This window comes from Sphingomonas sp. LHG3443-2, from assembly GCF_049896405.1.
In the GTDB taxonomy this organism is placed as follows: Bacteria; Pseudomonadota; Alphaproteobacteria; order Sphingomonadales; family Sphingomonadaceae; genus Sphingomicrobium.
This window is the reverse complement of sequence record NZ_JAFCUG010000001.1, coordinates 1,456,797-1,475,550: the sequence shown is the minus strand read 5'-3', so window position 1 is coordinate 1,475,550 and position 18,754 is coordinate 1,456,797. Positions and strand designations below refer to the sequence as shown.

Genomic DNA, 18,754 nt, shown 5'->3' with positions numbered 1-18,754 from the left:
CCGTTACCAGCGCTCGCCCTGGCTTTGCAGCTTGGCGCCGATGCTCTCGTCGAAATGCGCCGCCATCAGGCGCTGCGCCGCTTCCGAGTCTCCGTCCGCGATAGCGGCCGCAAGCGCCCGGTGCGTCGCCAGTACGTCGGCGCGCTCCTCCTCGGTTCGGCGCGTCCGCCACGCCTTGGGCACCGCCACCCGCATCAGCGGCACGAACGACACCACGATCTGGAAAAAGAGCGCATTGCCGCTCGCCTCTGCGATCGCGAGGTGGAAAGCGATATCCGCTTCGGTGGTCGCTTCGCCGGTCTCGTCGATCTGCGCGATCTCCTCGGCCAGGGCGACAATCTGACGCGCCTGATCGGGCCGCGCATTGGCTGCCGCCAGCGCCGCCGTGCGCAGCTCAATGGTGCGGCGCACGTCCCACACATCGCCGACCCGGATCTGCGCGGTCGAGATGGCATGATCGAGCGAGGTCGCGATCACCGATCCGTCGAGCGCTCCCACCCGCGGCTTGCGGCCGTTGCCGACGTCGATGAGCCGCAGCGCAGCCAGCGCGCCATAAGCCTCGCGCATGACCGCACGGCTGACCCCAAGCCGCTCGGCGAAGAAACCCTCGCCCGGCAGCGTGTCGCCGACCCGCAGCCCCTCGTCGCGGATGTGCTGGTTCACCGCATCGATCGCGACCCGGACCAATGTCCGGCCAGGCCGTTCCGCCACCTGGCTCATGCCGCGAGACCGATCGTCCGGAAGGTCGACGGGCTGAGACCGAAGCGGCGCCCAAAAGCGCGGGTGAAGGCGGCGTTGTTCTGGTAGCCGTTGCGATAGCCGATCAGCGCGATGGGCAGATCGGTCGCAATCAGCTGCCGCTGCGCTTCGGCCAGGCGGCGCTCGGCCAGCGCTTCGGTGACCGTGCAACCGTAAAGTTCGCGAAACCCGCGGGCGAGCTTGCCGCGATTGATCCCGCAGCTGCGCGCAATCTGCTCGAGCGTCAGCTTGGCGCTCCATTCGCGGTCGACGATCTGACGCGCCGCGGCGATCCGCGCACGATCGGTGCTGGACAGGCCGCCGCATGGCGAGCCTTCTTCCAGCTCGCCGCGGCGCTGCGCTTCCATCAGTTCGCACAGGAACTCGATGTTCTTGGCGAGCCGGTAGGGCAAGGCCGTTGCGGCGGGCAGCCGGCAGTCGCGTACCGCCACCGCAATCCCCTGCAGCGCGGCAGGCAGATAGCGGACGCTGCCCTCTCCCCAGAGGAGCGCCGACCCAAGCAGCCGCTCGCAGGCGGTGCGGGACACGATCTGGATCAGCCGGTCCTCACCGCTGTCGGCGACATCCAGAGTCGCTTCGGGTCGGCCATGAAAGCGCAGGTGGGCCGGGGTGCGGCGATCGCCGAAGTGAATCTCGAAGGCGATCGGATCGGCGGGCCAGGGTTCTGCGCCCAAGTCGCCGCTGCCAAGCAGCGCCAGCATCTCGTCCGAAACCGGAATTGCTTCGATTCGACCTGCGTGCTGTTGATCCATGCCGCCTCCTGAGGAGGAAAGTACACCTATCTGAGAGGTAGGTCGAGACCCTTCCGAGAGGTGGCCTCATCCGGGGCCCGCCTCATCGCCAGCCAGAAGCCCCACACCGACATCAGGCTGACCAGCACGCCGACCAGACCCTGCGCAAGGCCGAGCGCCGACTCGCCGCCCAGTGGCTTGCTGACGATGGCGACCAGCGGCGGAGCGATGCCAAAGCCGATCAGCCCCGCGACCGAGATGAAGGCGCCGATGCTGAGCCCGCGAATCTCGTTGGGAAGAAGCACCGTCAGCGCCACCGAAGTGACTAGTCCGGTGACCGTTCCGGCAAGGATCAGCAGCCCGAGCACCAGCATGGTACCCGTTGCGGTCGGCAGCAGCGGGAAAAGGGCGGCGGGCACCCCGACCACCGCTGCGATCAAGGCGCCGAGCAGCAGGCCGCCGCGCCGGCCGGTCTTGCTGCCCCAGTCCGCTGCCAGCCCGCCGATCAGCGCGCCCGCAAGGCCGGACACGAGGATGATGGTGCCGAGCAGGCCGGAGAATTCCGCCGGCCGTAGCCCGAACTGCCGCTCGATGATCGGCGCCGCCCAGATGCCGGCCGCCGCGTCGGCCATGACCACACCGGTCTGACCGACGAACAAAGGCAGGAGAAAGGCGCGGCGGCTCCACAGCTCACCGAACACCACCCGCATCGCGGGTTTGCCGCCCTGCTCCACCTCCTGCCGGGCCGGTTCGCGCAGCAGGAACAAGGGAAGGACCAGAAGCGCGCTGCCGATGCCGAGCGCAAGCTGACTGCTGCGCCACGGGCTGAGGCCGCCTAGCAGGGGCGCGACGCCGCTCGCGGCGTAATAGCCGATCAGCCATCCCGTCAGACTGAACGCCGCGGCCTGTCCTAAGCTCTTGCCCAGGGTGACGATCAGCAGTCCTTTGCCGCGTTCGGCTGGGCGGCAAAGGTCGGCGGTCAGCGACAGGCAGGCGGTCAGCGCGCCGGTGGCGCCGATGCCGGTCATCATCCGCCCGCCGAACAGGCTCCACGCTTCTGGCGCAAGGGCGGTGAGAAAGGTGCCGATCGTCCACACCAGACTGAAGACGAGGAGCATCCGCACCCGGCTTGCGCGGTCGACCAGGATGCCGATCGGGATCGACAGCAGGACCAGCGGCACCGCCGCGCTGACGCCCTGGATGGCGCCGAGTGCCTCGTCCGACAGGCCAAGCTCGGCCTTGGCGCTTTCGGCCATGATGCCGAAGCTCACCATGGTGGTGAACCCCGCGCAGATCGCGACGGCAAGGATCAGTAGAGCGGGAAGCGAGCTTTTGAGGCTAGGTCCCTCGGCCCCCTCGACAGTCAGCGGCTGCGGCATTTGGTTCAAAGCGCAAAGACCTTTCCGGGGTTCATAATGTCGGCGGGATCGAGCGCCCGTTTGATCGAGCGCATCAGCTCGATCAACGAGGTCAGCGTGCTCGACAGCTTGGTGTCGAAGCGCAGTTCGCCCGTGTAAGTGTCCATCTCGCTGACGCCGCTGATGCGGGCGAAATCGACCGGGTTGAATTCGCCGTCATTGTCCGGCGAGCGGCCGTCGCGGCCGTCGTAGGCGGCAATCAGGGTTACGTCCGTATTGATGCCCGCCAGCGGCAGCTCGATGCGGCCGTTCACGCCCTTGTACTTGAAATACTCGCGGTTGAGCGCGTTGAATTCGACCTGACGACTGTAGTCGCGCGGGCCGGTGATGCGGGCATAAGGCGTCGCGGCGCCCTTCACATTGTCATAGTAGCCATTGAGCGTGATGACCACATCGTCGACCGGCTCGGCGCGCAGGGTGCCGTTCACCGTGTCGGTATTGAGCGGGTTGGCGTCGGCCTTGAGGATCGGGTTGTACTGGAATCCGCCCTGCTGCCGGTGCGAGTACGCAAGACGCGCTTGCAGCCGGTCGCGGATGATGGGACCGCTGACCGAACCGAACGCGCTCCAGGCATCATCCGGGCCGGCATAGCTGGCGCCGCCGCGCACTTCGAAGTCATTGCTTGGCTGACGGGTGATGACGCTGATCGCGCCGCCGAGCGTGTTCTTGCCGTAGAGAGTGCCCTGCGGACCGCGCAGCACTTCGACGCGCTGCACGTCGACCAGCGGATTGTTCAGGAACGCGGTGTTCGGCTGGTAGATGCCGTCGATGAAGATGCCGACGCCCGGCTGCACCGATTCGACCAGCGTCACGCCAACGCCGCGGATGGAGACAAACGCCCGGCCCGCCGCGTCGCCGTTGATGTTGAGACCCGGGGTGAGCGTCGCGATGTCGCGCAGCGACGACAGGCCGCGCCGCTCGATCAACTCGCCGCTGACCGCGGTGGCCGCCACCGGCACTTCCAGCAGGGTTTCCTCGCGCTTACGCGCAGTGACGACGATCTCCTGCTCCTGCGCGCTGACCGGCGCTGCGCCGACCGGCGGCGCGTCGGTCTGGGCCTGTTCGGCCGGTGTCACGTCGCCGGTGGATTGCGCCAACGCCGGGGCGCCGGTCGCCAGCATGGTGGTGGCAAGAAGAATGGTGCTCGTCGTCCGCATGACCGTCTCCAAAGAGCCCGGTGCCTCCCCCGAGCAATCTGATAGGTCTAGGCCGGCGCGAACCTATCTGAAAGGTCTCACGACTTTGCCGATCGCGTCTTCCGCTTTGCCGCGCGTGCTCATGCGGCGATCGCGCGAAGGCCGAGCGCCAGGGCGCCGAGCGGGCCTGCGCGCGCGCCGAGCGCCGGTGGCAGGAGGAAGTCGGGCCCGAGCTCCGCTGCAGTGTAGTAACCGGCAAGGCTGACGCGAAGGCGCTCGGTGATGGCCGCGACCAGCGCTGGCCGGGCTTCCATCACCCCGCCGCCGATCAGCACCCGGCGGGTCTGCAACCCGAGCAGAAGATTGTGCAGCAGCATCGCCAGCGCATGCTCAACGCTTTGCCACCCTTCCCACGCGGCGTCCGGGCGAGCCGTACCGGCCCGTGCGGCGATAGCGGCGCCTGATGCGAGCCCTTCGACGCAGTCGCCATGGAAAGGACAGGCTCCCGGCCACTCGTCACCGGGAAGCCGCGCCACGCGGGCGTGGCCAAGCTCGCAATGGCCGCGCGCCGCAATCGGCATTCCGGCGATGATCGGCCCGACGCCGATGCCCGTGCCGACGGTGATGTAGACGAAGTCGGACAAGCCCTGCGCCCCGCCCCACCGTTGCTCGGCCAGGGCAGCGCCGATCACGTCGACCTGAAGCGCGACCGGCACACCGAACCGCTCCCACCGCCGCAGCACGTCGGTGCCCGACCAGCCTGGCTTGGGTGTGGAGACGATTGCCCCATGATCCGGCGCGTCAGGGTCAAGCCGGAGCGGGCCGAAGCTCGCCACGCCGATCGCTTCGAACCCTTGGCTCGTGTGCCACCGCGCCAGCACTTCCTCCAGCGCCGCCATCGTGACGGCCGGTGCTGCCGTGTCGATCCGCACTATCCGGTGCGGCGCGGGCGGCCCCGGATCAGTCGCGTCGCGGGATCCTTCCCACGACTCTGCCGGTTGCGGGTCGGCGAATCGCAAGTCACCGACCGGCGGCGCCGCATAAGGAATGCCAAGGAAGCAGCAGATGTCTTCGCTGCAAGCCCCACGAACAAGGCCGGCTTCGGTGCGGCGAACGACGGGGTCCATGGGTCAAAACTCTCGCGACAATAAGAGGGTCATCGCGCAGTGCCTTACCCGAGCGCAGCGGCGGCGTCGTGGTCCCCGGCTTTGCCTGTCGTGCGCAACTGTGTGCCGCTGGCGCGGAAGCTTTCCGGTCTAAAGCGCTGAAGCAAGCGCCTTCTTGACCTCGGCCTCATCGGCACGCGGCGTTCCGGGCGTGGCTCCGGCGGTCTTGTAGTTGAGGAGGTCCGCATTGCTCGGATCCTCGAACGCCTCGACCCCGCGAACCTTGCCGGTCAGTGCCGGGTTCTCAAGGCTTTGGGCGACCTCGACCTCGGTCGGAGCGCCCGCATCCTCGACAACGGCCGGCTGGATCAGCCGCTCCTTCAGCTGCTCGACCCCGGCATAAGCCTGCCGGAAAGCGCCCGCGCTCCCCGCCGCGCCCTTCCAGCTGTAGAAGACGTGACCGCCGATCCGCCCCACCATCGCGACGCTCGGCGCCCAATACGGCACCATCCAGCTCGCATGATAATGAGTCGCGTGGCCGACCGGCGCGAACACGTCACCAGCAAGGGCCCGCTGCGCAACCTCCATCGCCCGGCGCCAGCCGGCGTGCGAAGGCACCCGCGCCAGCGATCCGTCACAGGTAAAGGTGAATTGGCAGCCGGTGGTGCGCTCCGACCCTTGGTAGACGACGCCGCACACTGAATGCGGGAAAGCGGCATGGCGAACGCGGTTCAGCACCACCTGCGCGACCGCACGCTGCCCGTCCTCATTCTCGCTGCCGGCCTCGTAATAGACGGCTTCGGCAAGGCACTTTTCGGCCCGTTCGCGCGAGGTCGCGTCAAGCGCGGTGAACTGGAACGGCCGCGCGGCGCCAAGCGCGCTTGGCTGCACTCCGCGCTCGACCGCCTGCGCCGGCGTGATCTGAAGGAGAGCGGGCTCCTTGACCGCCGCGACGCGTGGCAGCGATGCCCAGGCGCGGTCCTTGGAGCCGGGATCGACCAGGAAGAAGCCGCCAATTCCAATCGCGAGGAGAGCGGCCAGCGCGCCGCTATGCGCCCCGCGCAGCTTGCCGCTGCTCGGTGCCAGCGCAGCGCTGCGCCCGTCCAGCATCGCTTTCAGCCCGCTCAACGCCAAACCTTTGATCCCTCCCACCATCTTGGCTGCCCGCAGGCTTGACCATCTTGCCGGCGTTCGTCCAAGGCGTCCCTCAAGACGCCTATCGAGCGCGATCCGCCGCGGCGGCAGCACCGATACACTTCAAGGCGCCGCGCTGCTACTCAAAGGATATCGCAATGAGCGACAACAACATCATTCTCGAGACAATTCAAGAGGTTCGTCCCGGCGCCGACGCACACATCCGCGCCAACAAGCTGCCGGTTATGACGGGCAGCGATGAAGGCGACCTGAACTGCGGCAAGTGCGGCAAGGCGATTGCGACCGGCACCACGCTCGCCGCCTTTCACAGCAAGATCCAGACCGATCAGCGGCTGGTGGTGGAATGCACCTGCGGCGCCCTGAACATGGTGCCCCGCGACTAGTGTGAAGGTTGATTGGCGCGGCGTCTGAGATTAGCGACAAAGTTCATACTTGGGAGGTCGTGCTATGCCATCACCAACTTCCTCGGAGGGCTGCTACTTACATCTTCAGCTCCCCGCGCCTACGTCCCGGTGGCGCATCCTGAAGGGCTGAGCAACAAGGCAGCTTAAGCGCTGATGCTCCACACGCCGAGTACGCTGCACATCGTTATGAAGCGCGAGGTCGCAACACCCATCGGTAGCAGCAACTTAGGTGCATCCTGTGCCGGTATCGGCTTACACGGTACGGCGATGCCCTAAGCTCCGGCAAATGCAATTCGGGCAGATGTCACGCTATTGGTCACTGAACGACAGATAACTTCGAAGTCGATGCTGGGGCTTTTCAGCCGCCCTCACGCCTTAGCTTGCACCATTGGCGCCGTATTTTCGCATTTGGCGTGATCGTCTGCAGCGCAGGAGCAGCGAGCGCGCGAGAGGTTAAAGGCAGCTCATTGCCTACGAACCCTAGGCGATAAGCTTGCACTGACCTCTGCAGAGCCGGCGGCAGCAAGCGAGAGCCTTGCCTCGCCAGCAAGCGGCTACTGCACAACGCGTGATTGCCGATTGCTTCTGGGTTGCGCCCCAGGCCTCCCGACCGACTCAGCCTCTACGCTTACGTGTGGGCGGTGCGACGCATAGTCGTCCAAGCACCCGGCCTCCGGCAGCGGCAAAGGTGTAGCTTTGTACCCAACTGTTGGACGGGGCAGTTACCACCCGCGCCACTCCAACCCTTGCGACAAGCACAAAGAAAAAGGGCCCCTCGCTTGCGCGAGGGACCCCGTTTCTTTGGTCGAGACTAAGCTTAGGCGAACTGATGGTTTTCGAAGCCGCCATCGAAACGAAGCGCCGAGAACTCAGCCGCAGGAGCAAAAGTGGTCGGAGCCGGACCACCGACGTCCACCGAGGTGAGCGACGTCACGCCTTCCAGGATGATCTGCAGGTCGTCACCGCCCAGCTGACCATTGTTGTCGATGTCGACGAAGAGCACCGAACGGATAACACCATCGATCTCGAGGTTGCGGACAAACACGACATCCAGAGCCGTGTCGCCTGCGCCCGTGCCCACCGCAGCTTGCGCCGAGCCGAAGTCGTTGAAGTTCCCGTTGAACCGGATCGACGTCTCACCCGATAGGGCAAGGATGTCGCTCAGATCGATACGATCGACGCCCGAAGTAAAGTCCGTGATGACGTCACGGTCATTGACCGGGCCCGCAGCAGTCGTGGTGTTACGGCTGTCGTTGAGCTCATTGAAGTCAAACACATCCGCACCGTCACCGCCCGTGAGACGGTCAGCACCGATACCGCCGACGAGGGTGTCATTGCCGATCCCACCGTTGATAGTGTCGTTGCCGTCACCACCGAACAGGCTGTCAGCACCGGCGTCACCGTTGATGGTGTCCGCACCGGCCTGGCCGTTGATGGTGTCAGCACCCTCACCGCCGTTGACCAAGTCGGCACCCGCACCAGCGTTGATGACATCGTCACCAGCCAAGCCGTTGACGATGTCCGCACCGGCACCCGTGGTGATGGTGTCGGCATTGACGCCAGCATTCACAGTCAGGTTCGCCGTCGAGGCAGCATTGGTGGTCAGGCTCAGCGTGTCACCGACAGCGCTGTTGTTGTAGTTGATGGTCAAGCGACCACCATCCACCTGCGTGTCGTTCAGCGTTCCGAGATCGATCACAGAGGTCTCGGTCGGGTTCACCGCCGCGGTGCTGTTGTTGATGTTGATCGTCTCGACACGGGTAACCCCGTCAACGTTCGAGCTACCACCTGCGGTGATGTTCAGCACGTCGGCCTGACCGCGACCGCCCGTCAGGACGTCAGCAGCGGTGAGGCCGCTGGCCGTCGCAACGAAGGTGAGGCTCGCCGTCGAGTTACCGCCGTTGATGCTGTCATCACCACCGCCAATCACAACCGTGAGCGGGCCAGTGAAGCCGGACGTCAGGGTAACAGTGTCGTTACCCGCCGAACCCTCAATCCGGACCAGGTCCGCATCGAACGCTTCGAAGCCAAGCGAGGCATTGAGCACCTGCCCGGTAGCCGCCGCGAGCACTTCAACATTGTTGAAGTTGGCGAAGACATTGTCGCTGAGCGTACCGCCAGCCTGCACGATCCGGTCCGTTCCACCGCGGCCGTCGAAGACGAGCTCCGCAGTAGCGGTGTTGCCGTCGATCACCAGCTGATCGACGCCCGCACCGCCGGTGAACTCAACACCGGCGACCGAAGTACCCGTGCGCCGCACGATGGTCGTCGCCGTGTCGGAGCCGGTTACGACGAAGATCGCATCCGGATCAGTGACGGCGTCAAGGTTGACGGTGAGGCTGTCAGCAGCATCCGTGAGGCCAGTTGCATCGACGTTGATCCGTGTTGCCTCAGCGAAGTTGCCGTTCTGGAACGTGATCGTGCTGGCATCGGCGTCGATCCCGGCACCACGATCACCGCCACCGATAACCGCGAAGCGCTCCACACCCGTCACGTTGTTGAGGTTGACCACCGCAGTGACCGGACCCAACGCAGCAGCGCCAGTTCCAGAGACATCGAGTTCGACGGTGTCGGTACCAGCACCCGCTACGATCGTGTCCGCAGCGGTCAGTTCACCACCCGAGACACGGATACGATCGGCACCAGCGCCGGTCGTGATGCTGTTATCGCCAATACCCGTGATGATGAGATCATCGCCGCCACCGGTGGTGATGACGTCATCGCCGCCCGCTCTGGCATCTACCGTCAGGCTGTTAGTGTAGCCTGCAGCAACGGCCAGCGTGTCGGCGCCGGTGTTCAGCAGGTTGACGCGGGTGATACCAGCCTCAGTGAGCTGTGCGCCCAGCGTAATGTTGCTTGCAGCACCGGCACGACCCTCAATAACCTCGAAGTTCGTTGCACCGGTGAAGTTCACATCGATTTGCGTGCCAACAACGCTGATCGTGTCGGTACCGCCAACACCACCATCGATGATGTCGGTGGCATTGAAGTCGGCACCAGCCAGGATCTCAACCCGGTCGTCACCAGCCGAACCACGGACATTGTTGTTGCCCGCACCCGCGCCAATGATGATCGTGTCGTCATCGTCGCCGCCGTCGACATCGTTGTTGCCCGCACCAAGCGTGATGGTGTCATCGCCCGCTTCGCCACGGACGATGTCACCAGCGCCAGCAGCAGTGGCGCCGGCCGTAATTTCGTCATTGCCGGCACCGCCGAACACGCTGTCCGCGAGGGTGTTGTTGGTGTTGATGATGTCGCCAGCTGCGCCGCCGGTCACGTTGATCGAGAAAGCGGTCACGGCAGAAGCATCGAAGGTCAACACTTCATCGGCGTCGGCGTCGTCCTCGTCCGTGGTGGCAACCAGAGCGGAGGCATTGACGGTGAGGACACCGTTCCCAGTCGGGGCATTGCCATTGTCAATCGTGATCGACTGGTCATCGCCGTCACCATCGCTGGAGATGGTGATGGTCTCGAAGCCGCGGAACAGCGAGGCCGCCGTAACGGTGTTCGCACCATCGAGGATGTTCAGCGTGTCGGAACCCGCACCACCAACCAAGTTGTCACCGTCGGTCAGCGACGAGGTGATCAGCGTGTCGTTGCCGGTGCCGAACAGCACCGTGTCCTCACCACCGAACGCGCCGAGGTCAACGGTGAGGCCGGTCGTAACGCCGGTCGCATCAAGACTGTCGTTACCGGCGGCGTTGACGTTGAGATTAACCCGGCGAATGTCAGCGTCGATCGCCTGCGCACCAATCACCGCCGCACCGGTGGCGTTGATGGTCAGGTTGGTCGCACCCTCGACATTCGTCAGGTCCGCATCGACCAGCAGCTCGTTGATCACGAGCGTGTCGCCAGCGTCGCCGCCCAGCGTGATCGTGTCGTTGAGGTCGAACGTGTTGGCCGCCAGCACAACGGTGTCATCACCAGCGCCCGTATTGGCGGTGAGGTTACCACCGGTGTCGGTGATGCTGTCGTCGCCGCCCTGAGTAGTGATCGTGTCATTACCGGCACCAGCAGCAAGGACGTTATCGCCGGAGCCACCGAGGACCGTCACTCCAACATTATTCGCCGAAAAGTCTAGGTCGACGTTATTTGCGAGTGTCGCGTCAATGTTGCGAACCGACGTACGCAGCGCATTGTCAATGGCGAAGGATCCGCCACCATTAATCACGAGGTTGGTTAAAGCAGTATCAAGCGTCTCGATCGACGACGTACCAATTGCCTGAATGGTGACCGTCTCGATACCAGTGCCCGTAGCACCCGCCAGGTCGCCAGCAGTCTGCAGTCGGAGAACATCCGACACGCTGTCAGTCGCGACGACCGTGACGTTGGTCGTGGCACCTTGCGTTGCCGCGGCTTGGAAGATCGCGGTCACGTCGGCATCCAGACCAGTAATGCGGGTGAGCCCGATTGCGGTCTGAGTGCTGCGCAGCTGATCGAAAGTGATCGAGTTGGCGCTGTTGACCGACGAAGCGGACGTAAGACCGGTGGAGCCCGACAGGTCGAAGCGAACGTCGTTGTTGCCCGAGTCGTTAGTGACCTCAAGCGCCTCGATATTCACCAACTCGAAGCCACCGAAGTTCCCGTTCGCGCCAATCGAACCATCGATCGCGACCTGGAGACGGTCGGTGTCACCGACGTTCGTATCCGTTAGGCGGTCGCCCGCACCAAGGTTGCGATTAGCGGCCAAGAAGATGTCATTGTTCGCGGTGCCGTTAACTGCATCAGAACCTGAAGTGAGGTTTGTGACAACATCATCGTTCAGGATGACACCGTTAAGCAACTCAGCACCATTGCGCAGAGCAGCGCCTGTCAGCTCGAGCTGAAGGGTTTCATCAGCTTCTTGACGAAGATCGCCGTTCACCTGGACGGTTACGGTTGCAAAGCGCTGGCCAACCCCAAAGGTGACTTGACCGGCAGCCGCCACATAATCGTCGGCCGAAGTCGCGGTGCCATTAAGCGTGCGGAAGTTGAGTGTGACGGGACCATCAGCCGCCGTGACTGCACGGTCGAGCTCGATGGTGTACACCAACTGCCTGTTGCCCGAGTCCCCCTCGGTCACCGCGGTAGTCGTGTTTACGACGTCGTACCCGTTGGTTGGCGTCACAACCCCACCACCGGTGATCGGAGTCGGCGCCGCTGCGGTGCCGCTGATGTTCTGGCCTTCCAGCTGGATGGTGCCAGTGGTGGTGTTGATCTGCAGGGTGCGCGAGTCACCGCCGTCGAACTGGATCTCGGTCCCAGCCGTCCCCACCGGGATGCGCAGCGTCACCGCACCATCGTTGCGCACGAACACGACTTCAGTGCCGACGAGGTAAGCGCTGTAGCTCGACGCGGCGCCCGGCAGGACGACGGTGTCACCACCCTGGTTGAACGACGGATCAAGGCGGATGTTGCCGCTGATAACCGTGATGATCTCGTTGGCGGACGTGGTGCCGACGACCTGTACGTCGGAACCACCGACGGTGACGTCTTCACCCGCCGAAGTAAGTGTTACCCTTGCCATTTCTTTAAACTCCTGCCCCTGGATTTGAATACAGAAATCCGCACGCCTCAAACTCGGCGATCAGATTGTTACGTAACTTAATTCTTGGTTCAAGCAAACGAGAAATAATCGATGCCACCAAGCGCTTGCTCGGCTGTGGCCTCGCTGAACACGAGGTTGTTGTTGACCACCGCATCCTTAAGGATCAGCTCCGAAACAACACCGCCCTTGTTGATGGTGACGGTGATGTCGTTGGCCAGCCCGTCGCCATCCCGGTCCCCGGAGGTGAACGAGTAGGTGTTGCCCGCTTCCAGAACGATCTGATCGTTGTTGCCCAGGCCGACAATGATGGCATTGTTAGCCGCATCGGCATCGTCGGTGAAGCGGAACGAGCCCGAAGCCGCATTGAAGGTGCGATAGTCGTTCGGATTGGTGTTGTCGTCGGCTTCAAGCGCCTGAGCCGTCGCGCCAACCGGCGTCGTTGGCGTGGTCGGAGTTGCGCTGGAGCGGAAGTTGTCCGTTCCGGCAACAGCCGCATCGGCAGTTGCTTCGTCAAACACCAACGCACCGGCGGTGACCACGTTGGTCAGCACGATGTCGCTCACGACCCCGTTGATGTTAGTGGTGATGCGAAGATCATCCGCCACATTGTCATTGTCGAAATCGCCGCTGGCGAACGACGGACGGCCGTTACCGGTGAAGGCCGCATCGAAAGTGATGAAGTCATCCTGGCCGAAGTTGTTGATGACGACCAGGTTGGCGACATCGTCACTGTCGGTGAAGTTCACCGCGCCAGCTCCGCCGTCGAACACGCGAACGGTGTTGAGATTGGCGTCGTCATCAATGTCGAGATTGACCGTACTGACCGTCGGGACGTCGGTGAGGCCCGTAACGGTGATGGTCAGCGTCGACGCCGAGGTACGACCCGAGGCATCGGTTGCAATGGTGTTGGCCACCACGGTCTGCGTCTGGCCGGTATTCAGCGCATCATACGCCGCATTGTTCGGGTCGAAGCTGAACGTGCCGTTCGGGTTGAGCGTCAAGCCAGCAACCGGAGTTGCGAGCGTGTACGTCACGGTGCCAGAGGCGCCAGTATTAACGTCGTTGGTCGAAATATTGCCGGTCACAACCGCGCCGCCCTCAGTGGCAGCAGCCGTGTCGGCAACCGCAATCGGGCCATCGGTGGTACCGTTAACGGTGATGGTCAGCGTCGAGGTGGACGTTGCGCCCTGCGCGTCTCTTACCGTGTAGTTGGCGACCACAACCCGGGTCTGACCCGTGTTCAGAGCGTCATATGCAGGATCGTTCAGATCAAAGGTGTAGGTGCCGTTGGAATTGAGCGTGAGGCCCGCAACTGGCGCATTAAGGCTGTAGGTCAGCACCGCACCCGTGTCGGGATCGGTATCGTTGGCGGCGACCGAACCGGTCAGGTTGCCATTGCCCTCGGTACCGGAAGCGACGTCCGCAACCGCAACCGGCGCATCGTTGGCGCCAGTGACGGTAATCGCCAGCGTCGAAGTGGCGGTTCCACCAGCGCCGTCCGAGATGTTGATATTGGCGGTGACGACCTGGGTCTGACCTTGAGCGAGGCCGTTGTAAGCCGCGTTCGTCGGGTCGAAGCTAAAGGTGCCATTAGCGTTGACCGTCAGGCCAGCAACAGGCGCAGCCAGCGTATAGGTGCGGGTCGCGCCGGTGTCCGGATCGCTGTCGTTGGCCGATAGGTTGCCGGTCACCACCGCGCCGCCTTCGGTTGCAGCGGCAGTGTCGTTAACGGCAACGGGCGCATCGTTGGTGCCAGTCACAGTGATGGTCAGCGTCGAATTTGCAGTGCCACCCCGGCCGTCCGACACGCTGTAGGGGATGCTGAGGACCTGCGTCGCGCCGGCCGCCAGGCTGTTGTAGGCAGCATTGTTGGCGTCGAAAACATAGGTGCCGTTGGCATTGAAGGTCAGGCCCGCAGGCGCAGCGCCTGTTAGTGCGAAAGTCAGCGGATCATTGTTGGGATCGGTATCGTTGGTTGCGACCGACCCATTCAGGGTCGCGCCTTCAGCAACGGTGGCCGTGTCCGCATTCGCAACCGGAGGAGCGTTCTGCTCCTCGTCATCGTCACCAGACAATGCGAGAACGCCAATGCCAACTGCCGCCAGCACGCCGGCACCAATCAGGAGGCCGCTCGAGATGCCGCCGCCGGTGCCGTCGTCATAGACGGGGGTCCCGGCCGGTGCTTCAGCGGCCGGAGCCGCAGCAGCCTCGCCGGTCTGCGGCAGGACGCAGCCTTCGGCCGGCTGGCTGAGGTTCTGGTCCTCATCATTGCCCGGCGCGCGAGCATGCTCTTCCTCGCCGTCCTTCTTGTCGTGGTCGTGATGCGCCTTCTTCTTGACCGGTTTGCAATCAGCGTCGGCAGCAGCGGCCGGGGCGGCCACCGCGACTGCGGCCGGAACAACAACAGCCGCCGGGACAGCGGCGGGAAGCGGAACGGCAGGAGCTGCCGGAGCGGCTGCGGCAGCCGCGGTCTGTGCGGCCGGAGCGGCTGTCGCCGTCGCCGTCGCCGTCGCCGCTACCCCTGCGCCGGTCACGGCAGCAGCCTCACCCGTCGAAGCAGCCTGGGTTCCACCGTTCTGCGTCGCGCCATCACTCATGTCTGGTCCTTCCCCTGGTAATATCCACTCGCCCAACAGTGCCAGGCGCACGATTTGAAACAGCCGCTTTGCAGCTGCCTCTAATTAACGTCGGCTCATCTTAAATGGGCCAAAACAAAGCGCAAGGCCCCTCTACGACGGTTTTTGCGGGATAAGCCCTGCGGTTCATGGTGTTAACTTAGGGTAAAGACTTTCTGCCAGGCGGAAATTGGTTCTCGCCTAGAGCAAAGTCCGGTGGTAGGGGCCGCCGGAAGAAGGTTCCAAGGTGACGCGGGGTTAGGTGTCTTTTTGGAAAAGCTGCGGAGCAGCAGCTACCTTCCCGGGCTTGGGATCCCCCTTGCGGCAGGGGTCGAACAGCACTGAATCAACAGGGCTAGAGCGGGTCAATTCTGTCTATGTTTCAGGTACGTAGCTTGGCATTGCCGGCGCCCGTCCGGTGGGGTGCGATCACGGTTCTGGCAGTTGGGCTGGGCAGCTTTTCGGCAGCCTCCAGCGTGTTCGGGCAGACACAGTCTGCGCAAGAAAGCGCGCAAACAGCGCCGGTAACGGCCCCTCCCCCGTCCACTCCCGCTCCCGCGCCCGCGACATATGGACCCCCCGCCCCTTCCGCGGCTGCCGAGCGGGTGCCCGCGGGCATCGACCCACAACTCGCCCGCGCCGCCGATCTCGCCCTCGAACGCTATCCCTCCATGAAGGCAGCGAACGCGTTGGTCCGGGCGACCGAGCAGGATGTTCGCGCCGCCAAATGGCTTCGAGCACCGAGCGCCAGCGTCTCCGCCGCAACCCGCGGCACCACCCTCAACCCGCAACTTCAGGTGTTCCAGCCCTTGTGGGCCGGCGGGCGGATCGGCGCCTCCATCGACCGCGCTGAAGCGGTTCGCTCGGCCAGCCAAGCCGAAGTCGGGGTCACTGCCTTCGACATCCTGACCCGGGTGTCCCGCGCTTATTACGGCGTGGTCCGAGGCATAAGAGTTGGCGCCATTCTGGACCAATCCCTTGCCGAGCATCAGCGCCTGGTCGAATCGATGGAGCGCCGGGTCGAGCAGGAAGTCAGCCCGCGCTCCGACCTCGATCTCGCCCGCTCGCGTGCCGCGCAGGTTCGTCAGGAACTGAGCCTCGTCACCGCCCAGCGCTACGCCGCGCTGCAGCAGCTTCGCGAACTCGTTGGCGATCCGAACTACGAGGTCGACCCGCTTCCCGAATATAACAAGGCGGTTCACCACCCGGCTTCGGAAGGCCTGGTCGATGCCGCGCTGACCTGCGACCCTTCCATCCGCCGCCTCCAGGCCGAAACGCAGGTCGCCGATGCGGACCGCAAGCTCGCTCGGGCGGCGATCTTCCCGCAGGTCGGCGTGCAATATACTCACGACCGGTTTCAAGGCAGCGGCCTCGGCATTGCCGTGCAAGCCAACACCAACGGCGGGCTGTCGCCCGTGGCCGCCGCCAACGCGGCCGCCGCCCGCACCAACGCCGCGCGCTTCCGGGTGACGGTGGCTGAGCGCGAGACCCGCGAGGCGATCGTCCTCGACATCGTCGAGAACACTGCCGCCGCCGCGCAGGTGGAAAGCAGCAGGGATGCGGCGGCCTCGTCGTCCAACGTCACCGACAGCTTCATGCGCCAATTCATCACCGGACGTCGGACCTGGCTCGACGTGATGAACGCAGTGCGCGAAAGCAACGCCGCTCGGATTGCGCTGGCCAACGCCGAACTTTCTGCAATGTCGAGCTCCGCACGACTGCTGATCCGCAGCTGTCAGTGGCAAGCCAATGAAATCAGGGCGGACACCGCACGATGAACAGCTTTCTCGATCTGGTTGACCGCTTCGCCACCCGCCAGGCCGCCGAGCTTGCACCCGACTGGCGCGCCCGTGCCGGCGATCCCGATGGCTTTGGTCCCTATGACCCCACCAGCCTGCAACGTCTCGCGGCGCGGCTCGGCTGGCGCAAGCCGACCGACGTCGGCCATCGCCCCCGCGCCCACCAGTTCCCGCTCTTCATGTATGACGAGCATGAAGGCTGGGCGATCGCCGAGCAGTTCGAGACGCTGGACGCGGTACGGGTGGTTTCGCCGACCTTCAGCGGCCTGCGCGAGATTGGGCCCGAAACCCGCTTCTACTTGCCCCAGCTGCCGCGGCTGAGCGATCGCAACCAGAACGAAAAAGCGATCCACGTCTTCGGCCGCTCGTTGTTGCTGCGCAAGAAAGTTCTGTTTTCTGCCGTTCTTGCAACGGTGATCGTGAACCTCATCGCGCTCGCGACCTCCTTGTTCTCGATGCAGGTCTACGACCGCGTCATTCCCCGCAGCGGCTTTGCGACGTTGTGGGTGCTGACCGTCGGCGTCTTCATCGCGCTTGTTCTCGACTTCATCTTGCGAACCACCCGTTCGCTGATGATCGAGCGGGAAGCGGCCAAGGTCGACACCGAGGTCTCCGAAGTCTTCTTCGCCCGCGCGCAGGCGGTTCGTCTCGACGCCCGGCCGCCGTCGATCGGCACCATGGCCGCGCAGATCCGCGGCTGGGAGCAGATCCGTGGCCTTCTGTCCTCGGGCTCGTTGTTCCTGCTAGCCGACCTGCCCTTCGCCATCCTGTTCATCATGATCATTTCGTGGATCGGAGGCCCGCTGGCGCTGATCCCGATCGTGTCCTTCCCGCTGGCGCTGGTCCTGTCGTGGATCTTCGCCCGCCTCATCAAGGACGATACCGCCAAGGCGCAGGCCAACGGCAACCGCAAGAACGGCCTTCTGGTCGAAGCGCTCGATGCAGCCGAGACGATCAAGGCCAACCGCGGCTCGTGGCACATGCTCGCGCGCTGGAACCAGCTGATGGAGGAAGTGCAGCTGAACGAGGACAGCGTGAAGCGCTGGTCGTCGATCGCCAACTCGCTGTTCAGCGGCCTTCAGCAGCTCGCCTACGTGCTGATCATCGCCTTCGGTGCGGTGCTGGTGTCGAACGGGGAAATGACGCCGGGCGCCCTGATCGCCTGTTCGATCATCGCCGGCCGTGTCAATGGTCCGCTGCTGGCCCAGCTGCCCGGCCTGCTCGTCCAGTGGGGCTATGCCCGCTCGTCGCTGTCGGGTCTCGACTCCCTGATGCGCCTGCCGCTCGACCAAGCGCCCGATACCGAAGCGCTTCGTCCGGCCGACCTGTCGCCTGCCCTCCAGATCAGCGATCTCAAGTTCGGCTATTCGCCCGAGCGGCCCAGCGTCGAAGTGCCCCGGCTCGAGATCCGTGCTGGCGAAAAGGTCGGCATCATCGGCGGCATTGGGTCAGGCAAGTCGACCCTGCTGCGCCTGCTCGCCGGCCTTTACGCGCCGGCTGAAGGTCAGATCCGCGTCGGCGGGCTCGAGATGCGCCAGATCGCCAGCGACGTGCTGCGCCGGAACATCGGCTACCTGCCGCAGGATACCCGCCTGCTGAACGGCACCATGCGCGAGAACCTGCTCATGGGCCTCGGCGATCCTGGCGACGACGCATTGATGAAGGCGATCACCGAGATCGGCCTCGCGCCGATGGTCGCCTCACACCCGATGGGTGTCGACCTGCCGATCGCCGAAGGCGGCCGCGGCCTGTCGGGCGGACAGCGCACGCTGACCATTCTCACCCGTCTGTTCCTGGCCGAACCGAAGATGTGGCTGCTCGACGAGCCCACCTCCAACCTCGACCAGGCCACCGAAGCCCGGCTGATCCAGTCGCTACGCAGCCGCATGACGCCCGAGCGTACCCTCGTCCTCGTCACCCACCGGATGCAGCTGCTGACCCTCACCACTCGCCTGATCGTCATGGCCGGCGGCAAGATCATGATGGACGGTCCGACCAACCAGGTTCTGGCCAAGCTGCGCGAGAATTCGCAGCAGCAGGTCCAGCAGCCGGCCCAGCCCGCATCCCCCGCCCCCGTGAAGCTCGCCCAGGGCGCTTGAGGTTT

The 18,754-nt window shown here is 64.4% G+C and carries 11 protein-coding genes; 3 read left to right on the top strand and 8 right to left on the bottom strand.

Annotated features, from left to right (window positions below; genetic code table 11):
• Nucleotides 1-3 precede the first annotated feature (3 nt).
• The 6 genes from ACP69Z_RS07480 to ACP69Z_RS07455 all read right to left on the bottom strand — a co-directional run bounded on the left by ACP69Z_RS07480 (nucleotide 4) and on the right by ACP69Z_RS07455 (nucleotide 6,278).
• Nucleotides 4-720 (bottom strand): FadR/GntR family transcriptional regulator, encoded by a 717-nt coding sequence (locus tag ACP69Z_RS07480; protein WP_426266882.1) that lies wholly within the window; start codon nucleotides 718-720, stop codon nucleotides 4-6.
• Nucleotides 717-1,511, bottom strand: a complete 795-nt coding sequence (locus ACP69Z_RS07475; RefSeq protein WP_426266881.1) for a helix-turn-helix transcriptional regulator — start codon at nucleotides 1,509-1,511, stop codon at nucleotides 717-719. The genes ACP69Z_RS07480 and ACP69Z_RS07475 overlap by 4 nt, the downstream gene beginning before the upstream one ends.
• A 26-nt stretch (nucleotides 1,512-1,537) precedes the next feature.
• On the bottom strand, nucleotides 1,538-2,869 hold the full coding sequence (locus tag ACP69Z_RS07470) for an MFS transporter (RefSeq protein ID WP_426266880.1): 1,332 nt from the start codon (nucleotides 2,867-2,869) through the stop codon (nucleotides 1,538-1,540).
• A gap of 5 nt (nucleotides 2,870-2,874) precedes the next feature.
• Entirely contained in the window at nucleotides 2,875-4,065 is a 1,191-nt protein-coding gene (locus ACP69Z_RS07465; RefSeq protein WP_426266879.1) for a TonB-dependent receptor plug domain-containing protein, read from the bottom strand.
• Nucleotides 4,066-4,184: 119 nt separating this feature from the next.
• Nucleotides 4,185-5,171: an ROK family protein gene (locus ACP69Z_RS07460; RefSeq protein WP_426266878.1), complete on the bottom strand. Its 987-nt coding sequence runs from the start codon at nucleotides 5,169-5,171 to the stop codon at nucleotides 4,185-4,187.
• Between the two features lie 129 nt (nucleotides 5,172-5,300).
• Nucleotides 5,301-6,278, bottom strand: a complete 978-nt coding sequence (locus tag ACP69Z_RS07455) for a cell wall hydrolase (protein ID WP_426266877.1) — start codon at nucleotides 6,276-6,278, stop codon at nucleotides 5,301-5,303.
• Between the two features lie 164 nt (nucleotides 6,279-6,442).
• Here ACP69Z_RS07455 and ACP69Z_RS07450 point away from each other — a divergent pair, with 164 nt between their 5' ends.
• The gene (locus ACP69Z_RS07450) at nucleotides 6,443-6,688 is read left to right on the top strand and encodes a hypothetical protein (RefSeq protein ID WP_426266876.1); all 246 of its coding nucleotides are present in this window, start codon (nucleotides 6,443-6,445) and stop codon (nucleotides 6,686-6,688) included.
• An 838-nt stretch (nucleotides 6,689-7,526) separates the two neighbouring features.
• Here ACP69Z_RS07450 and ACP69Z_RS07445 read toward each other — a convergent pair.
• Nucleotides 7,527-12,215 (bottom strand): beta strand repeat-containing protein, encoded by a 4,689-nt coding sequence (locus ACP69Z_RS07445; protein ID WP_426266875.1) that lies wholly within the window; start codon nucleotides 12,213-12,215, stop codon nucleotides 7,527-7,529.
• 89 nt (nucleotides 12,216-12,304) lie between these two features.
• Nucleotides 12,305-14,833: a VCBS domain-containing protein gene (locus ACP69Z_RS07440; RefSeq protein WP_426266874.1), complete on the bottom strand. Its 2,529-nt coding sequence runs from the start codon at nucleotides 14,831-14,833 to the stop codon at nucleotides 12,305-12,307.
• A gap of 623 nt (nucleotides 14,834-15,456) precedes the next feature.
• On the opposite strand from ACP69Z_RS07440, the gene ACP69Z_RS07435 reads away from it, so the two are divergent.
• Both ACP69Z_RS07435 and ACP69Z_RS07430 read left to right on the top strand, forming a co-directional pair.
• Nucleotides 15,457-16,629 carry a TolC family protein gene (locus ACP69Z_RS07435; protein WP_426266873.1) on the top strand — a complete coding sequence of 391 codons (1,173 nt, stop codon included), beginning with the start codon at nucleotides 15,457-15,459 and terminating at the stop codon, nucleotides 16,627-16,629.
• Nucleotides 16,626-18,749: an ATP-binding cassette domain-containing protein gene (locus ACP69Z_RS07430; RefSeq protein WP_426266872.1), complete on the top strand. Its 2,124-nt coding sequence runs from the start codon at nucleotides 16,626-16,628 to the stop codon at nucleotides 18,747-18,749. Before ACP69Z_RS07435 ends, ACP69Z_RS07430 begins: the two co-directional genes overlap by 4 nt.
• Nucleotides 18,750-18,754: the final 5 nt, after the last annotated feature.